General features: G+C 40.4%; 12 protein-coding genes, 16 tRNA genes, 2 rRNA genes and 1 pseudogene. 24 read left to right on the forward strand and 7 right to left on the reverse strand.

Going from position 1 to position 22,354, the window contains the following annotated elements:
* Nucleotides 1-107 precede the first annotated feature (107 nt).
* From CDZ94_RS18700 to CDZ94_RS18785, 18 genes are all read left to right on the forward strand, one after another.
* Nucleotides 108-3,042, forward strand: a 23S ribosomal RNA gene (locus CDZ94_RS18700).
* 99 nt (nt 3,043-3,141) lie between these two features.
* Nucleotides 3,142-3,258: ribosomal RNA gene (gene rrf, locus CDZ94_RS18705) — 5S ribosomal RNA — on the forward strand.
* A 198-nt stretch (nt 3,259-3,456) separates the two neighbouring features.
* Nucleotides 3,457-3,531 (forward strand) — tRNA-Asn (locus CDZ94_RS18710).
* A gap of 3 nt (nt 3,532-3,534) precedes the next feature.
* A tRNA-Ser gene (locus CDZ94_RS18715) sits at nt 3,535-3,627 on the forward strand.
* 6 nt (nt 3,628-3,633) lie between these two features.
* Nucleotides 3,634-3,708 (forward strand) — tRNA-Glu (locus tag CDZ94_RS18720).
* 285 nt (nt 3,709-3,993) lie between these two features.
* Nucleotides 3,994-4,069 (forward strand) — tRNA-Val (locus tag CDZ94_RS18725).
* A 179-nt stretch (nt 4,070-4,248) separates the two neighbouring features.
* Nucleotides 4,249-4,325 (forward strand) — tRNA-Met (locus CDZ94_RS18730).
* A gap of 3 nt (nt 4,326-4,328) precedes the next feature.
* Nucleotides 4,329-4,404 (forward strand) — tRNA-Asp (locus tag CDZ94_RS18735).
* Nucleotides 4,405-4,421: 17 nt separating this feature from the next.
* Nucleotides 4,422-4,497 (forward strand) — tRNA-Phe (locus CDZ94_RS18740).
* A 9-nt stretch (nt 4,498-4,506) separates the two neighbouring features.
* Nucleotides 4,507-4,582, forward strand: a tRNA-Thr gene (locus CDZ94_RS18745).
* A 64-nt stretch (nt 4,583-4,646) separates the two neighbouring features.
* A tRNA-Tyr gene (locus CDZ94_RS18750) sits at nt 4,647-4,731 on the forward strand.
* A 31-nt stretch (nt 4,732-4,762) separates the two neighbouring features.
* A tRNA-Trp gene (locus CDZ94_RS18755) sits at nt 4,763-4,836 on the forward strand.
* Nucleotides 4,837-4,853: 17 nt separating this feature from the next.
* Nucleotides 4,854-4,930, forward strand: a tRNA-His gene (locus CDZ94_RS18760).
* Between the two features lie 27 nt (nt 4,931-4,957).
* Nucleotides 4,958-5,032 (forward strand) — tRNA-Gln (locus CDZ94_RS18765).
* A 5-nt stretch (nt 5,033-5,037) separates the two neighbouring features.
* Nucleotides 5,038-5,112 (forward strand) — tRNA-Gly (locus CDZ94_RS18770).
* A gap of 6 nt (nt 5,113-5,118) precedes the next feature.
* Nucleotides 5,119-5,193, forward strand: a tRNA-Cys gene (locus CDZ94_RS18775).
* Between the two features lie 31 nt (nt 5,194-5,224).
* A tRNA-Leu gene (locus CDZ94_RS18780) sits at nt 5,225-5,313 on the forward strand.
* Nucleotides 5,314-5,342: 29 nt separating this feature from the next.
* Nucleotides 5,343-5,427 (forward strand) — tRNA-Leu (locus tag CDZ94_RS18785).
* Between the two features lie 99 nt (nt 5,428-5,526).
* On the opposite strand, the gene CDZ94_RS22010 is transcribed toward CDZ94_RS18785, so the two are convergent.
* Nucleotides 5,527-5,721 carry a tyrosine-type recombinase/integrase gene (locus tag CDZ94_RS22010; protein WP_096439746.1) on the reverse strand — a complete coding sequence of 65 codons (195 nt, stop codon included), beginning with the start codon at nt 5,719-5,721 and terminating at the stop codon, nt 5,527-5,529.
* Nucleotides 5,718-6,581, reverse strand: a complete 864-nt coding sequence (locus CDZ94_RS18795) for a site-specific integrase (protein WP_096439748.1) — start codon at nt 6,579-6,581, stop codon at nt 5,718-5,720. The genes CDZ94_RS22010 and CDZ94_RS18795 overlap by 4 nt, the downstream gene beginning before the upstream one ends.
* 122 nt (nt 6,582-6,703) lie before the next feature.
* Here CDZ94_RS18795 and CDZ94_RS18800 point away from each other — a divergent pair, with 122 nt between their 5' ends.
* Nucleotides 6,704-7,198, forward strand: a complete 495-nt coding sequence (locus CDZ94_RS18800) for a hypothetical protein (RefSeq protein ID WP_096439750.1) — start codon at nt 6,704-6,706, stop codon at nt 7,196-7,198.
* Nucleotides 7,199-7,257: 59 nt separating this feature from the next.
* Here CDZ94_RS18800 and CDZ94_RS18805 read toward each other — a convergent pair whose 3' ends face one another.
* The 3 genes and pseudogenes from CDZ94_RS18805 to CDZ94_RS18815 all read right to left on the reverse strand — a co-directional run bounded on the left by CDZ94_RS18805 (nt 7,258) and on the right by CDZ94_RS18815 (nt 9,833).
* A complete protein-coding gene (locus CDZ94_RS18805) occupies nt 7,258-8,673 on the reverse strand; it encodes an ApeA N-terminal domain 1-containing protein (protein ID WP_096439752.1) in 1,416 nt (471 codons plus the stop codon).
* 118 nt (nt 8,674-8,791) lie between these two features.
* Nucleotides 8,792-9,073 (reverse strand): annotated as a pseudogene (locus CDZ94_RS18810) (DUF771 domain-containing protein).
* 52 nt (nt 9,074-9,125) lie between these two features.
* Nucleotides 9,126-9,833 carry a MerR family transcriptional regulator gene (locus CDZ94_RS18815; RefSeq protein ID WP_096439754.1) on the reverse strand — a complete coding sequence of 236 codons (708 nt, stop codon included), beginning with the start codon at nt 9,831-9,833 and terminating at the stop codon, nt 9,126-9,128.
* A gap of 166 nt (nt 9,834-9,999) precedes the next feature.
* On the opposite strand from CDZ94_RS18815, the gene CDZ94_RS18820 reads away from it, so the two are divergent.
* Nucleotides 10,000-10,422 (forward strand): VOC family protein, encoded by a 423-nt coding sequence (locus tag CDZ94_RS18820; protein ID WP_096439756.1) that lies wholly within the window; start codon nt 10,000-10,002, stop codon nt 10,420-10,422.
* Nucleotides 10,423-10,586: 164 nt separating this feature from the next.
* Nucleotides 10,587-11,219, forward strand: coding sequence for a GNAT family N-acetyltransferase (locus tag CDZ94_RS18825; RefSeq protein WP_096439758.1), 633 nt, complete (start codon nt 10,587-10,589; stop codon nt 11,217-11,219).
* Nucleotides 11,220-11,241: 22 nt separating this feature from the next.
* On the opposite strand, the gene CDZ94_RS18830 is transcribed toward CDZ94_RS18825, so the two are convergent.
* Nucleotides 11,242-12,051 (reverse strand): MerR family transcriptional regulator, encoded by an 810-nt coding sequence (locus tag CDZ94_RS18830; RefSeq protein WP_096439760.1) that lies wholly within the window; start codon nt 12,049-12,051, stop codon nt 11,242-11,244.
* 143 nt (nt 12,052-12,194) lie between these two features.
* Here CDZ94_RS18830 and CDZ94_RS18835 point away from each other — a divergent pair, with 143 nt between their 5' ends.
* The gene (locus tag CDZ94_RS18835) at nt 12,195-13,316 is read left to right on the forward strand and encodes an FAD-dependent oxidoreductase (RefSeq protein ID WP_157911783.1); all 1,122 of its coding nucleotides are present in this window, start codon (nt 12,195-12,197) and stop codon (nt 13,314-13,316) included.
* A gap of 1,272 nt (nt 13,317-14,588) precedes the next feature.
* Nucleotides 14,589-18,311 (forward strand): S8 family peptidase, encoded by a 3,723-nt coding sequence (locus CDZ94_RS18840; RefSeq protein ID WP_096439764.1) that lies wholly within the window; start codon nt 14,589-14,591, stop codon nt 18,309-18,311.
* Between the two features lie 202 nt (nt 18,312-18,513).
* On the opposite strand, the gene CDZ94_RS18845 is transcribed toward CDZ94_RS18840, so the two are convergent.
* Entirely contained in the window at nt 18,514-19,752 is a 1,239-nt protein-coding gene (locus tag CDZ94_RS18845; protein ID WP_096439766.1) for a helix-turn-helix domain-containing protein, read from the reverse strand.
* 308 nt (nt 19,753-20,060) lie between these two features.
* Here CDZ94_RS18845 and CDZ94_RS18850 point away from each other — a divergent pair, with 308 nt between their 5' ends.
* Entirely contained in the window at nt 20,061-22,196 is a 2,136-nt protein-coding gene (locus CDZ94_RS18850; RefSeq protein WP_096439768.1) for a type IA DNA topoisomerase, read from the forward strand.
* The last annotated feature ends 158 nt before the right edge of the window (nt 22,197-22,354 follow it).

Below are 22,354 nucleotides of genomic sequence, written 5' to 3' on the forward strand. Positions count from 1 at the left end.
CCCGGAGTTTTTGAACATCATATCGTAAACTCTTTGTGAGTTTCACCGGTTGTTTGATTATTTGAGAGAACAACCGAGTGTCTTAGAAAAAGACCAACGACATCGACGGTTAAGCTAATAAGAGCGCACGGTGGATGCCTTGGCACTAGGAGCCGAAGAAGGACGGGACGAACACCGATATGCTTCGGGGAGCTGTAAGTAAGCTTCGATCCGGAGATTTCCGAATGGGGGAACCCAGCACGCGTAATGGCGTGTTATTTATACCTGAATACATAGGGTATAAAAGGCAGACCCGGGGAACTGAAACATCTTAGTACCCGGAGGAAGAGAAAGCAAAAGCGATTTCCTGAGTAGCGGCGAGCGAAACGGAAACAGCCCAAACCAAGAGGCTTGCCTCTTGGGGTTGTAGGACACTCCATTGGAGTTACAAAGGAACGGAGTAGATGAAGCGACCTGGAAAGGTCCGCGAGACAAGGTAACAGCCCTGTAGTCGAAACTTCGTTCCCTCCGGAGTGGATCCTGAGTACGGCGGGACACGTGAAACCCCGTCGGAATCCGGGAGGACCATCTCCCAAGGCTAAATACTTCCTAGTGACCGATAGTGAACCAGTACCGTGAGGGAAAGGTGAAAAGCACCCCGGGAGGGGAGTGAAAGAGATCCTGAAACCGTGTGCTTACAAGTAGTTGGAGCCCGTTAAAGGGTGACAGCGTGCCTTTTGTAGAATGAACCGGCGAGTTACGATTACGTGCAAGGTTAAGTTGAAGAGACGGAGCCGCAGCGAAAGCGAGTCTGAACAGGGCGTATCAAGTACGTGGTCGTAGACCCGAAACCAGGTGATCTACCCATGTCCAGGGTGAAGTCCAGGTAACACTGGATGGAGGCCCGAACCCACGCAAGTTGAAAATTGCGGGGATGAGGTGTGGGTAGGGGTGAAATGCCAATCGAACTTGGAGATAGCTGGTTCTCCCCGAAATAGCTTTAGGGCTAGCCTCGAGGTGAGAGTGTTGGAGGTAGAGCACTGATTGGACTAGGGGTCCCTACAGGATTACCGAATTCAGTCAAACTCCGAATGCCAATTACTTTTTACTCGGGAGTCAGACTGCGAGTGCTAAGATCCGTAGTCGAGAGGGAAACAGCCCAGACCATCAGCTAAGGTCCCAAAGTATACGTTAAGTGGAAAAGGATGTGGAGTTGCTTAGACAACCAGGATGTTGGCTTAGAAGCAGCCATCATTGAAAGAGTGCGTAATAGCTCACTGGTCGAGTGACTCTGCGCCGAAAATGTACCGGGGCTAAACGTATCACCGAAGCTATGGATTGTCCTTCGGACAGTGGTAGGGGAGCGTTCCAAGTGCCGTGAAGTCAGACCGAGAGGACTGGTGGAGCGCTTGGAAGTGAGAATGCCGGTATGAGTAGCGAAAAGAGGGGTGAGAATCCCCTCCGTCGAAAGCCTAAGGTTTCCTGAGGAAGGCTCGTCCGCTCAGGGTAAGTCGGGACCTAAGCCGAGGCCGAAAGGCGTAGGCGATGGCAAACAGGTTGAAATTCCTGTACCACCTCCTCACCGTTTGAGCAACGGGGGGACGCAGGAAGGTAGGGTAAGCGCGCCACTGGATGTGCGCGTCCAAGCAGTAAGGCTGGCAAGTAGGCAAATCCGCTTGTCGTAAGGCTGAGCTGTGATGGCGAGGGAAATTATAGTACCGAAGTTCCTGATCCTACACTGCCTAGAAAAGCCTCTAGTGAGGTGAGAGGTGCCCGTACCGCAAACCGACACAGGTAGGCGGGAAGAGAATTCTAAGACGCGCGGGAGAACTCTCGTTAAGGAACTCGGCAAAATGACCCCGTAACTTCGGGAGAAGGGGTGCTCTTTCGGGTTTATAGCCCAGGAGAGCCGCAGTGAAAAGGCCCAAGCGACTGTTTATCAAAAACACAGGTCTCTGCCAAGCCGCAAGGCGATGTATAGGGGCTGACACCTGCCCGGTGCTGGAAGGTTAAGAGGAGGGGTTATCCCTTAGGGGAGAAGCTCTGAATTGAAGCCCCAGTAAACGGCGGCCGTAACTATAACGGTCCTAAGGTAGCGAAATTCCTTGTCGGGTAAGTTCCGACCCGCACGAAAGGTGCAACGACTTGGGCACTGTCTCAACGAGAGACCCGGTGAAATTATATTACCTGTGAAGATGCAGGTTACCCGCGACAGGACGGAAAGACCCCATGGAGCTTTACTGTAGCTTGATATTGGATTTTGGTACAGCTTGTACAGGATAGGTAGGAGCCTTGGAAACCGGAGCGCCAGCTTCGGTGGAGGCATCGGTGGGATACTACCCTGGCTGTACTGACATTCTAACCCAGGACCGTGATCCGGTTCGGGGACAGTGTCAGGTGGGCAGTTTGACTGGGGCGGTCGCCTCCTAAAAAGTAACGGAGGCGCCCAAAGGTTCCCTCAGAATGGTTGGAAATCATTCGCAGAGTGCAAAGGCATAAGGGAGCTTGACTGCGAGACATACAGGTCGAGCAGGGACGAAAGTCGGGCTTAGTGATCCGGCGGCACCGCATGGAAGGGCCGTCGCTCAACGGATAAAAGCTACCCTGGGGATAACAGGCTTATCTCCCCCAAGAGTCCACATCGACGGGGAGGTTTGGCACCTCGATGTCGGCTCATCGCATCCTGGGGCTGAAGTAGGTCCCAAGGGTTGGGCTGTTCGCCCATTAAAGCGGTACGCGAGCTGGGTTCAGAACGTCGTGAGACAGTTCGGTCCCTATCCGTCGTGGGCGTAGGAAATTTGAGAGGAGCTGTCCTTAGTACGAGAGGACCGGGATGGACACACCGCTGGTGTACCAGTTGTTCCGCCAGGAGCATGGCTGGGTAGCTACGTGTGGAAGGGATAAGTGCTGAAAGCATCTAAGCATGAAGCCCCCCTCAAGATGAGATTTCCCATTACGTTAAGTAAGTAAGATCCCTCAGAGACGATGAGGTTGATAGGTCTCGTGTGGAAGCGTGGTGACACGTGGAGCTGAGAGATACTAATCGATCGAGGGCTTATCCAAAAAACGATGTTGTTTGTCTTTAAGAAACTCACAAAGGTTTCAAGTTGAAGCTGTTATCTAGTTTTGAGAGAACAAGGTTTTCTCAAACTCAATACGTTGTCTAGTGACGATAGCGGAGAGGTCACACCCGTTCCCATGCCGAACACGGAAGTTAAGCTCTCCAGCGCCGATGGTAGTTGGGGGCTCTCCCCCTGTGAGAGTAGGACGTCGCTGGGCATCCCCTTTATAAGGGATATATGTTCAAATTGGTCAAGCATAGCGAAAAGATTCGTAGCAATCTGAAACCTTTAATTGTCAAGAAGCAAGAAGGTCGAGGAAGCAAGTGAGAGAAAGATGGAACGTACCCAAGTACGTGACTGATTGATCGAATGCAGTTGACGAAGAGATTCGTAGCTTATTGGCAATTAGAATTATTCCACAGTAGCTCAGTGGTAGAGCAATCGGCTGTTAACCGATCGGTCGTAGGTTCGAGTCCTACCTGTGGAGCCATATGGAGAGCTGTCCGAGAGGTCGAAGGAGCACGATTGGAAATCGTGTAGGCGGTGTAGAACCGTCTCGAGGGTTCGAATCCCTCGCTCTCCGCCAGAGCATGGCCCGTTGGTCAAGTGGTTAAGACACCGCCCTTTCACGGCGGTAACACGGGTTCGAATCCCGTACGGGTCACCATTACATACCATAGCAATTCTTTAAGATATACATACTCGATCGTTTGATCTTAGCAAGAAGAATGATCGAGGGAAGAGAAAGAAGACCGGAGCGTACCCAAGTACGTGAGGATCTGAAAGAACGCATCTGACGAAGAGATTCGCAGGTTAAAGCTCACTCGATTGTTTGAAAGAAGCAAGAAGGTCGAGGAAGAAAGTGAGAGAAGACCGGAGCGTACCCAAGTACGTGAGGATCTGAAAGAACGCATCTGACGAAGAGATTCGCAGCTTATTACAAACAATCTCTGGAGGATTAGCTCAGTTGGGAGAGCACCTGCCTTACAAGCAGGGGGTCGGCGGTTCGAGCCCGTCATCCTCCACCATTATTTCACTTTATATTATTAGCATCACATGCATGCTATGTAACGTCGCGGGATGGAGCAACGAGTAAACCATCGTTGTAAAAGCTGCGAGTTGCCTCGACGGATAACCATCGTTAGCAAAAGCTGGCAGAGGAAGAGGTAACAACATTGAATAGCATCGTCCATATGCTATATAACGTCGCGGGATGGAGCAGTCTGGTAGCTCGTCGGGCTCATAACCCGAAGGTCGGAGGTTCAAATCCTCCTCCCGCAACCAAATGGTCCCGTGGTGTAGCGGTTAACATGCCTGCCTGTCACGCAGGAGATCGCCGGTTCGATCCCGGTCGGGACCGCCATTATTATTAAATAGATTGGCTCGATAGCTCAGTCGGTAGAGCAGAGGACTGAAAATCCTCGTGTCGGCGGTTCGATTCCGTCTCGAGCCACCACTTTAATACGCTGGCCTAGCTCAATTGGTAGAGCAACTGACTTGTAATCAGTAGGTTGGGGGTTCAAGTCCTCTGGCCAGCACCATCGATAATCCTTGACGGATTATTCAATTTTTTGTAATATAATAACTGGTTCTTCTTTCTTTTGTGGAGGGGTAGCGAAGTGGCTAAACGCGGCGGACTGTAAATCCGCTCCCTCCGGGTTCGGCGGTTCGAATCCGTCCCCCTCCACCATTTTGTATTATTAATTAACAATGTCTCGTGTAGGGGCATAGTTTAATGGTAGAACAGAGGTCTCCAAAACCTCCGGTGTGGGTTCAACTCCTACTGCCCCTGCCATTAATTATTTTACAATGGCGGCTGTGGCGAAGCTGGTTAACGCACCGGATTGTGGTTCCGGCATGCATGGGTTCGAATCCCATCAGTCGCCCCATAAATGTTAAATGAACAAATTGGTTTTAGGGCTATAGCCAAGCGGTAAGGCATCGGATTTTGATTCCGTGATTCGCAGGTTCGAATCCTGCTAGCCCTGCCATTTCTGCGGGAGTAGTTCAGCGGTAGAACACCACCTTGCCAAGGTGGGGGTCGCGAGTTCGAATCTCGTCTTCCGCTCCATATTAAGGCGGCATAGCCAAGTGGTAAGGCATGGGTCTGCAAAACCCTGATTCCCCGGTTCGAATCCGGGTGCCGCCTCCATTAATATAATAAAATGTCTTCTGGATGTCATGCCGGGGTGGTGGAATTGGCAGACACACAGGACTTAAAATCCTGCGGTAAGTGATTACCGTGCCGGTTCAAGTCCGGCCCTCGGCACCAGACAAATTTCAATGCCTTTTTTATTTTATGCCGGTGTGGCGGAATAGGCAGACGCGCACGACTCAAAATCGTGTTCCTCACGGAGTGTCGGTTCGACCCCGACCACCGGTACCATACATAAAACTTAGTAATATCAAGGGATTCAGCGGGCAATGCTGAATCCTTTTTTGTTTGCATACGAGTTAAAAACTGTTTTTGATAACAAGTCTATTTTTACTTTATTGATTGATTAAGTGTATTATCAAAAATGCTATTAAAGATCTCATTGGATGCATTCCTTTTAGCGTCATCTAGAATGTGTCCGTAGATGTCTGCTGTGATACTAATCGTTGAGTGACCTAGCAATTCAGAAACCATTTTAAGCGAGACGCCATTAGACAATCCGAGAGTAGCATAAGTGTGCCTCAAGTCATGGAAGCGATATGTTTCAGCTCATTCAGCTCTAGGAACTTAGCAAATGTCTTGCTGAAATAATTCGGGCACTTTAATTCCCCATATTCATCACAGATGACTAGATTATGCTCTTTGTACTTGTCTCTATTTCTCATTATATCTTTCTTTTGGCTCTTCTTTATTTGCATGAGTATTTCAATCAAAGTGTCTGGAAGAGGTAGTGTACGGATACTATCCTCTGTCTTTGGAGACGTTAAGCCATACTTCTTCTTGATAAGTTGTTTATCAATAGTCACTGACTTGTTCTTGAAATCGACTTGATCCCAGGTCATTCCAAAGATTTCCCTACGCCTTAGTCCTAAAGAGAGACTTAATATGACTGGCAGCTCGAACTCAGTCCCTTTCACTGCATTGATTAGATCCACTAACTCTTCTTTGTCATACACCTCTGCTTGATACCTCCTAGGCTTTGGTAGTGTGACATCACTAGCGATATTCCTAGGGATTAATTGTTGTTTTACAGCATCTTTGAGAGCTCTGGATAACACACGATGAATATAGCGAATGCTTTTTTCGGAGAGACCGCCCTTACCATCAAGGCGGCCATCTTCCATTTTGCTTTTATAGAACTGTTGTATATGCACGGCTTTTAACTGCTGCAGTTGTAGGTTTCCTAGTTCAGCTTTGATGTGCTTGATATTTCTGTAGTAGCCTTCACTGGTTGTTTGCTTAAGACGATTTTCCACATGAAGCTTGTACCATTCGTCTAGGTAATTAGAGAGTGTCATCTTGACTTCTAATATATAAGTTCCCTTCCGATCGTGGTACTCAACTTCATTTAAGAAATCTTTTGCAGCCTTCTTAGTTGCATTCATGTAGAAACATCTGAATGGAAAGAAGATCAACTTGAGAGGTTGCGCGATAACAAAAGGAAGCTGTTGACTGAAGAGATTGAGAGAGGGAAGCCTGTCTTAAAGAAGTTTCTTGAGTATCATACATGAAACCATTATTGCTTATGTTCCATGACTTATCAGAATTACATCTAGGAAGCAAAAAAGCAGTTGACCGATACGGCAAACCTATTTTCTTCTGTAGCTTAGGTTATCTCGAGAAGTTCTTTTCAGTTTCAAAGTCGAAACTGTCAGAGCGAATTGCAATGTTGGCATTTTTAGGGCTGATTCGTAAAGTGCCAGATAATGAGATCCCTGGCTATTTATATGAAAAGGCCAATGAAATAGCTATAAAGAACAGAAAGTGCGATACGGTACAATTTTATTCTATTCCATCGTATTCAACCCTTAGAATCGGTTTAACGAGCTTTGAAGCAAAACGGTGGAAAAAACAAGGGCTTAAGTCAAAGGGAGTCTTTAGAAAACGATTAGAAATAAAATTTGGTAATTATGTTGCTGACAGAGCCTATCCGAAGCGGTCAAATGAAGCACTTAAAAATAGAAAAAAAAGGTTGCAGGCAATAGCCAACAACCATCAATAAAGCACTTAATTAGATTATAGAGAATAAAGAGCGCTCAGTCAAAGGGGCGCTCTAAAAAGTTATTTATACCTTTTCCTCTTATCAGCTTTTTTTATTTCATTGCTAGTCATTATAGGGCTTATTCTTTCACTAATTCTATCATGAATAAACTCTTCTTCAAATCCAAACTCTTTAAGTAAGTAATACTCTAGTATGTTTCGTAGGATATGGAAGGCGGTTATTAGCTCTTCACCTTTAAGAGCTTTATGTTCTTTGTTTGGATCATAGTGAGTGTAGTAATTTCTTGTATCAGCAACTATTTGAGGAAATTCCTTTAATTTGAAGTCGCCTGTATTAAAGAAGAACCTAAAGTCTGCTAGTAATAGGTCAGTCAGACGACATCTTAATGTAACAAATCTTCTACAACCCTCTAGTAAAAGCTTCTGATCTTTTTCGCGAAAGGCTTCTGGCCTTATTTCGAGTAATTGCTTTACTCTTTTCTTGTAGTCGCGAAGAGAGTAGGTAATTCTACGAGAGTGATAGGTTTCTAATGCTTGTACCATGTTCAAAAAATGCCGACTTACTGACAATTTATGATTGTATAAGCTGTCTATATATAATTCTATGATGGGTTCCATAATAGTTGATATTTCTTGCCACTTGGCAAAATCAGCTTGTCTAAGCTCGCTCAAGTTAAATAAAAAATCATGCTTTAACGTTTTTTTGTTGATCTTTTCTTTATCCATATTTTGTTTATGCGCATGAACAACTTCTAACGGTCGAACATGTTTCTTTTCACTTTCAAATTCATAATAAATCTCAGGCGACTCTACAATCATAGAATCAAAACCTAATGGATTACCCATAGTTATTTCGATTAACCTTTTCATTTGATGGGCTATTTCCATAAACCATTCTAATGTTTGAGCTGATTGAGCATGAATAACAAGGTATGGTGTTTGTTTTAAAATGATCTCCTCTTGCATGAATTCAAATGGAGAGCTGAAGGTTAAGTCATAAGCCAGAGTGTATTCATCACATGAGTAAATTTCGATAGGCTCGATAATCTTTAAACTTATAAGAGTTTCTCTGTCTTCTAATTCTGGTCTTACATAGTTTGAAGTATCACCCCATTGAATTATCCCCGGTATACCAATTGTCATTTTTGTAAACCTAATATCTTCTTCTTTTTCAAATTTAGTAGCATCAAACATAAATTTCGCTTGATATCCAAAAATTTCCTCAGAGCCAATCCTACTTTGGGTACTTATTCTTACACAATCGACAAGAGTAAGTTTGGCACCATTTGCTGTAGAGCCGGTAATGAAAGGGATGGTAAGAGGTAGTTCCAAATAACTCATTATAGGGCCACTATTTGGTATTCGAATATAAAGAACAATCGCCCCTTCATCCTTGTTTAAGTACAGGTCTCCGTAGTATTGTTGACCAGAATTATCTACTTCCCAAGTTCCAGTTGCGGATAAGTTTACATTCAAAAGGATCACCTCCTGTTTATGTACGAAATTATTATAGCAATGTTTTCTTTATTGTACCGGATATCGAGATAGAAAGAGTAATAGCAAGGACAAAATAGAAAGATCTTAATAGAATTGTCTAAGGCTTATCACCAAATATATTCTGAAAATTCTTGTCCAGAAATTCAGTCATTTTCGTAGCCTGGAAAGCCCAAGTCTTACCTTTAGAGTCAGGATAATAAACAAATCCTCCGTTTTTAACATCAAGTATTTTCCTAAATCTTTGAGGGTAGAGAATTTTTTCTTTTAGCCACTCATGTTTCTTATTTCTACGTTCTTCAAGATTTTTCATATTTCAATACACGCCTGACAATTCATTTTGTTTCATTTCTTCATATTCGACTTTTGATATGAGCACCATATCTTCTGGAATTGTGATTACTACTTCAGCTTTTAGTTTTTACTTAATTTATTTACTCCTCTACCTTTTCCTTGTTGACAGTATCCAAAAGATACTGTAAAGATGCTATCCCTCTTACTTGCTCTGTTAGTGCATAATCAATGTATTCCAATGATTTTAAAGCCATTTTCTTAGCCTTAGCAACGTTGTTTTTTTCAAGGTCTGACAATATTTCACGAACAATATCCAATGAGTAAACAACTCTTTGAACAGTCCGGATAATCAGCACCCTTCGAATATCAGATGGACTATATATACGAAATCTACTCTCTTTGTGCCGTTCAGGATTAATTAATCCTTCCTTTTCCCAATGTCGAATTGCTGATGCGGATACATTCGCTTCTCTTGCCACTTCTCCAATTGTAAAATAATTTTTGGTAAGGTAAGTGGGGATTTGCATTAACTCTTTTAAATCAAGTATTTCTACTGTTCTTTGTACAGTTTCCTTTTCCTTATAAAGGTCAACTTGGGCTTTATTAATTAGCCATAACGCCTTTACAATTTTCCCATTTTTGATAAGTGGCATTACTTTTTTTACCAAGTCCATACCAAAGCCAGGTAATAAAGAACGAATACATTTAAAATACGCCTCATGCTCGTTCGTATAAATACGGTATCCATTTTCTTCTCTCTCAACTGTAGGAACCAGTCCCCATGATTCATAATGCCTTAATGCGCTGGTGCTTATATTTAATTTTTTAGCAATCTCAATACCTTTCATAAAAATCCCCTTTACAAAACTTATAATTTAAACTTAAACCTGATGACGGGTTTTTATTATATAATAAACTATTTTCAATGAAAAAAAATAATAAACATTAGCATTTGCATTAATATTGTACTATAGAAATGTAAGGTTAAAATTAATTTAAAAGGAGCGAATATCTATGAAAAATCAACAAGTGAACCAAACAATCGTACCTTATTTTATGGTACTAAATGCCACACAATTTATTGAATTTACCGGGGAGGTTTTCCAATCGGAAGTAATAAGTATTAACAGGTTAGGAGATACAGAGGGTGTAGTTCATGCGGAAATGAAAATCGGTGAAAGTTCTATTTATTTTGCAGATACATCTTATGATGGGAATTGTGGTCCAGGAGTATGTGGAGATTTAAAGAATGATGGTTTAGTTCCTATACAAATGTACATTAATGTTGAAAGTGTTGTGGACACCTATGAGAAAGCAATTAAAGCAGGAGCAACATCACTTATGGAAGTCACGGAAGATGAAGAAGGTGGCTACATGGCAGGTTTTGTAGACCCATTTAGTAATTTATGGTGGATTCAATTAAAAAAAGTAAATTAGGAGAAGGTCTTAATAAGATATGGAATGGAGCTGGAGTAAGCCAGTTCCATTTTTTTAAATGAACGGTTAGTTGAAAAAACTTTAAAATAAATACTTGACTCTCCCCTATAAGGGAGGCATTAAAATCAATTTGTAAGCTAATAAAATAAAAGGAGGAAATCAAAATGAACTTAGATATTAGAGATGTTAGAAAAGAGGATATAGAACCTATTAAAGCAATTATTGCAGATACTTGGAGCGCAAAGGATTTTATAGAGGATGAGAGCATAATAAATGCAGCTGTTACAATGATGTTCATAAGTCCAGTATTAAACAAAAGCACTTTTGGAAGAGTAGCTACATTAGACGGAGAAGTCATTGGTGTAATTTTTGGTTCAAGAGTTGGTGAAACAGCATCTTATAGATTGCTACAAGAAGATTATACAAGTGAATTGCTACAACTCTTAAATCTAAATGACAAAGGACGAAAAGTATTTGTTGAACTCACATCCGCGACTAATGAGGCATACAGCCAGTTAATTAGAGGAAAAGAAAATGAGTTTCAGGGTTGCTTAGAATTCTTTGCTGTTTCTGAAGAAGCTAGAGGAAAAAAGATAGGGAAAAAATTATTTAATGAACTCATCTCTTACTTAAGAGAAACAAAAGCAAATAAAATTTATGTGTATACTGACACAATGAGTAACTATGGGTTCTATGACCATAATAGGTTTGTCCGTCTTGATGAAGAAGTAACTGTATTTAATCTACCTAACGGCAAACTCGAAAATACAAATTTTATTTATGAATATAAACTTTAAGTTAAAGGACATTCCACCTCATTTATGGGGTGGATTTTAGACTTACTTGAAATTGGGAGAAATGATTATATTGATTAAAAACATCCGTAACTAAATAAAACATATAAACTTTATTACACATCAAACTGTTTTTTTTCAAATATTCTATTACTAATTGAAATGTTTCAACTTCAGTATCTTTCGTACAATTAACAGTTAAATATTCTCCCTTTGGTAATTCAGATACATTAGAGGTATCTTTAAGAAATTTATAATCATCTGATGTTATTAGACGAAATACATCACTGATCTCCCAGTTATCATAATGACATGAATAAATTAATCCATACTGAAACGTATTGATTGTAAATTCGCCTAATTTTTCATCTAATTTATCAAATGATTTTATTTCATTAAGTTCTCCACCTTGTGTAGGTGAACTTAAAAAATACCTTTCTTCAAATGTCTGAATATTAAAGCCTTTATTCATAAGTTCATCTTCTGATGAATGAATAGTTGTCTTTAATATTTCTATTTGTTTATTAAACTGCTCTAATTTTTTTATTTCGTTATGAATTTCTTCATTTTTCTGTTCTAAGTAAAGTTTAAGATAATTGGTATCAGCTTTAGCAAATAATGCTTTAATTTCATTAATACTAACATTCCTGTGCCTACAAATTTTTATAATATCCAGATAAATGAATTGATTAATTGTATAATACCGATAACCGTTATCGGGGTTAATGTAGGCAGGTATTAGCAAGCCAATATTATGGTAATAGCGTAAGGCTTTTATCGTAATATTCTTTAATTTAGAAACTTCCCCAATTGAAAAGTATTTCTTATTAACCATAAATTCCTCCTATAAGTTTTGGGCGTGAAAGTCATTCTATTTCAATTATACCTTCCTAATTAATCATAAGTTATGCTTTTATTCAAATAACGGGTTTAATAATTGTATTTCACCCAGTTTTTATAAAAAAAGGAGTGTTTAATGTGAAAGAAAAAGTAATTATCATTGGGGCTGGTGTTGGTGGTCTTGCTACGGCTTTATTTTTAAAAAAGGCTGGAATAGAAAGTATCGTATTTGAAGGTGCTTCAGTTGAAAGAGAGAGCGGGGCAGGATTTGTACTCACACCAAATGGCCTGAATGTTCTTGAGACACTAGGTATAACTCAAATTGCAGATCATAGTTTTCCTTTGGAGTCTGAGACAACATATACTAGTAACTATAAAGAACTGTCCAGTACTACTTTTGCGGGAAATGATTTCTTTAGTAAAACCTTTATAACGATTAGTAGACATAACTTAATAAAATTTCTTTTAGAAAAAGCTGAGGAATATAATATACTAGTACACTATAATAAAAGACTTGTTAATTTGGAACAAAACTCTGATAGTATTACAGCTATTTTCTCTGATGATTCTAGAGTAAAGGGAGAAATCTTAGTCGGGGCAGATGGCATTCATTCAAGAACAAGAGAGATAGTATTTCCTCAAATTAAACCTATTTATACTGGTTACTATGGGATTCATGGGCTGGTATCTTCTTCTAATGTGAAGCAAACGATTAATACTAATGCCAGTGTTTATATAGATTTTGATAATTATATAGGTACTTTTGTAAGTAAATGTTCACCAACTTCAAAAACAGATATATTATGGCAATTTGGTGGTAAAGAAGAAAGAAAGATTCCTGCAACAGAATTAGAGTTGGCTGACAATCAATTTATCAAGGATTGGTTATCAGAAAAAATTAGTGGGTGGGATAATCCATTTATTGAACTTCTAAACAATACAGAAAATATTACGTCTAGAAATATCTTTGAATTGGAAGAACTACCGCATTGGTATCATGGGCGAGTCACTTTTGTTGGTGATGCCCTTCATGCCACCAACCCGATGCTAGGAATTGGTGCATCATGGGCTTTAGAAGATGGGATGTATTTAGCAAAAATGTTAAAGGAGCATGGATATAGAGACGCCTTTTATTATTTTGAGAGTGACCGTAAGCCACTAATTGAACCTGCAAGAAAGGCAGCCACTAAAGCACTTGATAAAATATTTGAACTAAGAAAAATGACGACAACAATTTATGATAATCGTATTGATTGGTAAAAGATAAAAGTAATAAGTAGACGAAGAGTATGTACATTCCTATACATACTCTTTTTGTTGTTATCAGTTGACTAAGCGAGATTAATTTTGGAGGTTTAAAACCGGTAATATATATTTTGTTATTGATTTAGATTCTTTTGTCCTTTTCACATTGAGAAAGCAGATTATGGGTGAGCGGGAAGGGAGTGATTTTCGGCCTGACAACCGTATTGGATAGTGTCATCCCGCGTCCCTCCACTTCCGAACATCTTCTGCTCCTCTTCAGTGAAAGTGGTGTTTAAGCTTGGAAAACTTAGATTAATAGAAACGGGAAGGGGAACAAATGGAGGGAGTTTAAAGGGACTATTGACCTTCTTTAGGGGATTTTTTATTAAACGAACGGCTGATGTTGAATAAGAAAGGTGAAAAACAACAAAGTCATTTGCTGCGAAGTATAAGGATACTATTCAATAGAAAATGATATTCCACAATTAGCGCGATTGCGGAAGACCAAAGCCTAATTCCTCGAGAGAATTAAGCTTTTTCATTTAAAAATCTTTGCTGTTTTTCTATTGGTAAACGCGTTGCAGTAAAATTCGTGGCAACTGCTGGTAAAAAACTTGGCAGAGATGGTACATACTTGTGGCTGTAATCAGGTCACGTAAAAGTACACAGTTTTTTAATATTATTTAGTAGTGAAGTGTGTACTAATTTTTAAATTAAACAAAAAAGTGGATATTATGTATAATTACACTAAACAAAAAACAAAGCATATCGTATGATTCGATATCAAGGTGGTTCTCAGCGATGAGAGCCGCTTTTTTGATTTTTTTTAGACGATGAAAGATAACCAAAATCCATCTCTCTCTCGGAAACGTCGCTTCATAATATAGATCTTCTTACCTACAAAAATAGGGAATCGTTTTTTAATCCAAAAGAATCCGACTCATTTCGTCATCAAACTGAACTTCCTTAACACTACAATTGGAAACCTCAATATCCAAAACCCCAACTCAATGAATAGCTTTTAATACTTTTTATCTATTTCCTACTTCATTTTTCATAGAAAACCCTCATCATTTCTTCGTAGTCTAGTCCTATAGACTAAGTGAATAACCCAATTGTATCAATGTCTATACCAGATTATAATTCAACTAATTACAACTAGAACTTACATGTCTGATGGTATGAAATCGATAAAACTACCTTTCTACTGAAAGTTTCAAGGGGGTGACTTTGCAAGTGTTGTTAGGCGGGCTATTACTATAACGAGAGAGAAGAGGGGAATGCAACTTGAATAAATGGTATCTAAAAAGTTTATTGTTATCCGTGATTGCAGTTTTATTGTTAATTGATCCTTTTCTGCAGGCAAGTGCGGTCCAAGCTGAAGGAGAAAATCATGAGTTTAATGCTGGGGAAAGACAGGTCATAGAAGGGGAAGTTGGGGAAGACACCCAAGTTATAACACTGATAACAGGTGACGTTGTAACGATTAACAATATGAGGGATGGAAAAAGTACAGTAGATTTAGAGTCGGCAGAAGAAAATGGGGATGGTTTTCGAATCATTACACTTGATGATGATACGTTTGTATTTCCAAATGAAGCAATGCCATATTTAACAGCTGGGAAGCTTGATATGGAGTTGTTCAACCTCTCAAAATTAGTTGAATATGAGTTCGATGATCACAATGTTGAATCTGTTCCTATTATCTTAGAGTATGAAGAAATAAAAGCAAATACCTTCACTACACCATCTCTACCAAAAGGCGCAGAGAAGAAGCGTGATTTGAAAAGTATTAATGGAGCTGCTGTTGAAGCAGAGAAGAAACAAGTAAAATCATTCTGGGAGGATGTTACCCAGGAAGAAATGAATAATAGATCAGTTGATTCTGTTTCATTTAATAAAGGGATTGAAAAAATCTGGCTGGATTCTCGCGTAGAAGTACAGATCGATGAAAGTGTTTCACAAGTAAATGCGCCTAATGCCTGGGATGCGGGTTACACAGGCGAGGGGGTTACAGTTGCGGTATTAGATACGGGAATTGATCCCGATCACCCGGATATTAAGAACCAGTTGGATGAGGCAGTGAGCTTCGTACCGGAAGAAGTAGTAGATGATAAGAATGGTCATGGAACTCACGTAGCATCAACAGTATTAGGCTCGGGTGATGCTTCTGAAGGACAATATAAAGGGGTTGCTCCGGATGCGCGCTTAATAGTTGGCAAGGTGTTAGGCGATGGGGGGACCGGATTAACTTCCTGGATTATTGAAGGTATGGAATGGGCTGCGGAAAACGCTGAGGTTGTGAATATGAGTCTTGGAGGAGATCCTACTGACGGAACAGACCCTATGTCTGTCGCAGTAAACAGCCTTACTGAGGAAACAGGAACCCTTTTTGTTATCGCTGCTGGAAATAGTGGAGGTCTGGAAACAGTAGGATCACCTGGTGCAGCCGATGAAGCACTAACCGTGGCAGCTATTGATCGAAATGACAGAATTGCCGGATTCTCTTCAAGAGGACTTCGATATGGAGATAAAGCAATCAAACCGGACATTGCTGCTCCTGGGGTAGGCATTGTAGCAGCTCGGTCTGATTTTGCATCAGGGTCGGGTTTCTATACGGGAAAAAGCGGAACATCGATGGCAACTCCTCATGTAGCAGGTGCAGCAGCCATTCTTGCCCAAAAGCATCCGGAATGGAGTGGTACAGAAATTAAACACGCACTCATGAGTTCAGCAAAGGGCATCGAAGACCACAAGCCATTTGAAGTGGGGGCAGGGGCACTTGATCTTGAAGCCGCTTTAAATGATGTTCGAGCAACGGGTTCTTTGTCCTTTGGATTTTTCCAATGGCCACATGATGAGGCTGAAAGTGTAGAGAGAGTGGTTATGTATTACAACGATAGTGATGAAGACATCACACTTCACTTAGAAGCAACATTTACCAAAGAAGATGGCACGAGTGCAGCAGAAGGTACATTAACCGTTTCTGAAAGTGATGTTACAATACCGGCAAATAGTAAAGAAGAAGTCAGTGTTACTGTGGATCCGAAACTAGCCGATTTAGGAGCTACGTATCAAGGAAGTTTAGTGGCCTCTCACGATGGGCATGTTGTTGCACGTTCGGTATTAGCGATGACAAAAGAAGAAGAGAAATATCCACTTACGATTAAAGCAATCGACAGAGATGGTTCCCAAGCTTTAGCCTATGTTGGTATCGTAAATGAGGGTCGTCAAACAAGCATGACCGCAGTTGATGGAGAGGTCGAACTTCGGCTGACACCAGGAACGTATTCTGTTATGTCACTAATGGATGTTGATGTAGGTACACCTGATGAAGGAGTAGCATTAGTAGGAGATCCGGAAGTGCTACTAGATGGTCCAAAAACAGTCGAGCTTGATGCAAGAGAGGTAAATGAAATTTCAGCAAATGTTCCAAAGAAAACAGAAGCTAATTACAGGAGAGTAGAATATTACCGATCCCTTGGAGATCAAGAGATAAATGACATTTGGATGTTACCTGTATGGACTGAAAGAATGTATGCCGCGCCAACAAAAGCAGTCGAGCATGGAGAGTTTGAAATGCTAACGCGCTGGCGGTTGATAAAGCCGTACCTCACAATTAAAGCAAGAGGGACTGATCTAAACCTCCTTCCAATGGGTGGAAGTACGCTAATAGAAGGAAAATATAATTTATCTGCTGTCTATGCAGGGAAAGGCAAAGAGGAGGACTATAAAGCTTTAAATGTCGAAGAAAATGCGGTTATTGTTGATCGAAACGAGGAAATAAGTGGAAGAGAACAAGCCCAGGTAGCTTTGGATGCTGGAGCTAATTTGTTAATCATTGTTAACGATAAAGATCAAAAGTTCAACGAATATGTTGGTAATGATACAGATATTCCGTTAGCTGTAGCTGGGATTTCAAAAAGTCAAGGTGAAGAACTGATTAGTGCTACCGATAAAGGTAGATTGATGCTTAATATAGAGATGTCACCTGACACGCCCTATGTGTATGACTTGGTAGACGTCCACACCAATCATATACCCGATAATTTAGCTTATGCACCAAAACCGAAGGAATTGGTGAAAATTGATAGCCGATATAAATCTGATCGCGAAGCACCAGGTGCGGAGTTTAGGTATGACATGAGACCTCATACATTTCGTGCTATGGGCTTCCCACAACGACTTTCCCTACCTGCTGAAAGGGAGGAGTGGGTATCAGCACCTCAAGATACAACGTGGTATCAAAAAGCAGAAGTTCTTGATAATAGATGGGAAATAAGACCACCAGCCGTGTCGTATGAGCCTGGTCAACGATTGCAGCAAGACTGGTTTAGTCCTATTGTCCGTCCGCGTTTCGGAGAGGGCTTTTGGACACCTCATCGACAAAATAATTCCGCTTCGATCAATGTCCCTTCTTGGGCTGACTCAGGTGTTGGTCACACCGGTAGTAATCTAGGTGATAACAGTAGCCAACAACAAAAACTTCAGCTATGGCAGGGAGACACGTTGTTAAGCGAATCCAATACCCAGGCGATCTATGCATCCGACATTCTTGCAGAGGAGCGTACCGAATATCGCATTGTCAATGAAGCAACTCGTGATGAAGAGCGATGGAATACATCGGTCCGAACGCATACAGAGTGGACGTTCGAAACCGAAAAACCAGAAGATTGGCAAGCCTATTTCCCATTATTGTCACTCGATTATAATGTGGATACAAATATGAATGGTGAAGCAGTAGCAGGGCGCTCTACAAATCTAGAATTATCCGTAGCGACGATTGATGGTGTGGACGGATATGGAGAAATTGAGGGAGCAACATTGAAAGCTTCGTTTGATGAAGGAAAAACATGGAAAGAGGTAAAGCTTGAGCGTGAAGGTGATTCGTTCATCACAACCATTACTTCTCCTAGAGATGCGTCATCTGTTTCAATAAAAGCAACAGGTTGGGATACTAAAGGAAACCATATTTCACAAGAAATCATTAAAGCTTACCTTTTAAGGTAAGCGGTCCGTATAAAAGACCATGTCAGGGTAAATCGAGGAACTAGTGTAGTAGCACTAGTTCCTTTCTTAAGAGTTAAGAAGTTAAAATAGGACCTTAACGCCGCTCGTCTCAAGGGAAAAAAGTATCCTTGAAACTTTAGAACATGCGGCGGAAACTTACGGTGTTTTTACGACCGTTAGGCGGTTTTTCTTATACTTATGGTTAAACAAAATTATTAATTGTACGGTACTTATCTACAAGTGCCTGAGCTAGTTCGTTTGCTTTGTCTCGTTCTTTATTTTCCATATAGTAATCAAAAAGTACAATTTGATAATGTTCTGAGGGAAGGGAATTTCCATTTTCCTTAAAATAAGGGTATGCTTTCGTTTCAATGTATTGGTAGTACAAATCCTTCTTTTCTTGGATTTTATACATATGTAAGGTAAAAAGATGGATAAACGTTTCAGATGATATTTTATTCGCTAAAGAAAGACCCTCCTCTGCTAGGCTTAAAAGTCTAGCTTTTGATGTTTTCCCATCACTGGTTAATGCATTCACAAATCCTTCTAAGGAGCCTAAATAAAAAGGACTTTCAGGGTCTTTCTTTTTCATGGACTTATAGTAGAGGTCACTTGCTTTCTTAAAGTTTCCTAGACGAACTTGTTGATAGGCATAGTTGTGCAGGGTTAGTGCCTGCTGATGGATCAATCCTAAACTATCGGTCATTTCTATTAACCTTTCGTATTCGGTATGGACCGGGTTACCTTCTTGTTCAATTTGAATCAGCATGAGCATCTCAGTCTCAATCATACGAACGAAACAACGATGCTTAGTAAAGAACTGGAGAGCAAGATTAGCATAATAATACGCTAAAACCCGTGAGTTAATAGAATGATAGGCAAGAGCGAAATCATAGTAATACTCATGGTTATTATACTCATCGATAGATACGTTACGTAAGTAGGAAATGGCTTCATCATAATCAAATTTGTATTTCATACTATAAATACTTTTTATATGCCAAAGCATGTTCTGCTCTTTAGGAGAATGGTTCGTACTTGAATCCATTTCATCAATAAGTGGTTTCACAAGATGATGTTTATTATTTAGTAAATAGTACCTCGCAAGTAGCAGCGTATATGAATGGTAAAAGTCAGGAGTGTGAAGGATTTTAATATCTTCTATTTGTACTCTAACCTCTTTAGCCTTATCCTTATAGTGCATAATGATGGCATCTTCCCACTTTTTTAGTAAACTTGTTAAGCTTAGATAATTTTTTATTTCTTTTTGCATATCAATCCCCAACCGTTTGGCAAGTAAGTCAATGATGTCACCGGATACTTCTGTTAATCCTCGTTCAATCTTACTGACATGAGTGTTTGAACAAATGCCTAGACCAATGTCACTCTGTTTTAATTGCTGCTGTTCCCTGTAAAATTTTATGATTTTTCCTTCTAACATGATGTATCCAACCTTTCAAAAAGTTAATGAATAGAGCACGATGCAACGATGAAAAATCAATAAAAGCTATTCTATTATTATATGTGTTCCTTCTTTCGTTTAATAGATTTAAAATGCAACGGAAACTTAGGGAATGGGACGGAGTACTGCACGAAAGGCGAGAGCAACCGTTATCAGGTAGAGGTTCCAACCATTTTATGAATCTCGGCGTCAATAGCCAAAACTTTCATCACTATGGTATAATGGGAACGTACATTCTCTATATGCGCGTTTTTTTACTGCATTCTCATTTAACAATGGAGGTATTTATGCCGGTCATTTTAGCAGAGAAGCCAAGTCAAGCAAAAGCCTATGCTGAAGCTTTTTCAAAGGTGAAACGAGAAGATGGGTATTTTTATATTCCGGCATGTTCGACCTTTCCAATGGGTGCTCATTTAACATGGGGGATTGGTCATTTAGTCGAGTTGAAAAATCCGAATGAATACAAGGTAGAATGGAAGAGGTGGTCTCTTTCAAAGTTACCGATTATCCCGGAAACTTTTGAGTTTAAGCCGTCTGCAAAAACGAGAAAGCAATTTAACATAGTGAAGAGGCTTCTAAAAGAAACGGACGAAATTATCGTAGCGACTGATTGTGATCGTGAAGGGGAAAATATCGCGAGAAGTATTATTCGATTATCGGGAGCTTCCCGTAAGCCAACGAAACGGTTATGGATCAATAGTCTTGAAGTTAATGAAGTAAGAAAAGGGTTTCAAAATTTAAAGGACGGGACTCATTATTTACCGCTTTATCAGGAAGCGCAAGCGAGGCAGGTTAGTGATTGGCTTGTTGGGATCAACACGAGTCGGCTTTATACGCTCCTTCTTCAAAAAAAAGGCATACAAGATGTGTTTAGTGTGGGGCGGGTTCAAACTCCGACACTGAAATTAATTTATGACCGTGAGAAAGAAATTGAAGATTTTAAGCCTGAGCCTTTCTTTGAAATTGAAGGACATTTTCATACGGAGAAGGGTTCTTATAAAGGAAAGGTGAAGAAACGTTATAAAACGAAAGAAGAGGTCGACAAGATTTTACAAGAACACCACATTTCTTCTGAAGTAAAAGGGGTCATTGAGGAAGTTAAAAAAGAAATGAAACGGCAAAAGCCGCCAAAGCTACATTCTCTTTCAAGTTTACAATCTCTTCTCAACAAAAAGTATAAGTACAGCCCTTCCAAGGTTTTAAAAACCGTTCAATCCCTTTACGATCAACCTCTAAAGCTTGTTAGCTACCCGCGTACAGATACGCAGCATATTACTGAAAACGAATTTAACTACCTTAAGTCTAACTTGTCTGCTTATCAGAATATAGCTGGGACTTCATTTGCTCCCTCTTCAACAAAACCAAACAAACGCTATGTAGATGGAAGTAAAGTGCAGGAACACTATGCGATCATTCCGACGAAAAAGCTGCCGGATCAAAAAACGCTTGCAAGCTTGAATCGAGATCAGCGGAACGTTTATTTTGAAATATTAAACAGTATGCTTGCGATGTTTCATCATGATTACGTATATGAGGAAACGACGATCATAACCGATGTGAAGTCTCTTGAATTTTTTAGTAAGGGTAAAGTCGAGAAGGATCAGGGGTGGAAAGCTCTATTTCAAAAATCATCAGCTGATCAGAAGAAAGATAAGGAACCACTGCTTCCTCCTGTGGCGAAAGGAATGGCAGCCAGGGCTGAAATTGCGACCAAGGAAGGAGCGACTAAACCTCTTAAACCTTATACAGAAGGTCAGCTCATTAATATGATGAAAACGTGTGGACAGGCGATTGAAGATGATGAGGAAGCCAAATCCACATTAAAGGATGTCGAAGGATTAGGAACGGAAGCGACAAGGAGCAGTATTATCGAGACGCTTATTAAACAAGAGTATATTTACGTGAAGAAGAATGTTGTGACTGTCTCTGAAAAAGGAAAGCTCTTGTGTCAGGCAGTAGATGGGACTTTACTGTCCAAGCCTACGATGACGGCAAAGTGGGAGATGTATTTAAAGAAAATCGGTGAAGGGAAGGCACAGTCAAAAGCCTTTATTGATAATACCATCGCTTTTACTCATAAAATCGTTCAAGAGGCTGGAGGAAGCGTTGAGAAAATAAACGTGAGTACCACCGTTACGGAGAGGAATAAGAGTAATCAAATTGCTTTATGCCCCGCTTGCAAGACAGGATTCATTGCAGACCGGAAGACCTTTTACGGATGCTCCGAGTACAGGAAAGGGTGTAAGCAGACATTTAGTAAGAAAATTCTCGGAAAGGCCCTTACAAAAAGCCAAATTAAGCAGCTATGCGAAAAAGGAAAGACGAATAAGATTAAAGGTTTTAAAGGAAAGAAAACGTTTGATGCGGCGTTGGCACTCAAAGAGGGGAAGGTCCATTTTTTATTTAATCAGGTTAAGAACTAAAGATGTTCTTTTGCAGCAGCTTGGAGGATATAGCTTTAGTTGGTTGGGGTGACAGGGGCTTATCCAGTTTCCATAATAGAAAAAATATCATAATTCTGATAGTAAGACGGGCCTAACAATATTTCAAGATAGATTGATAGGTTTCTAAGGCTAAAAAA

It is taken from the genome of Alteribacter populi, from assembly GCF_002352765.1.
In the GTDB taxonomy this organism is placed as follows: Bacteria; Bacillota; Bacilli; order Bacillales; family Salisediminibacteriaceae; genus Alteribacter; species Alteribacter populi.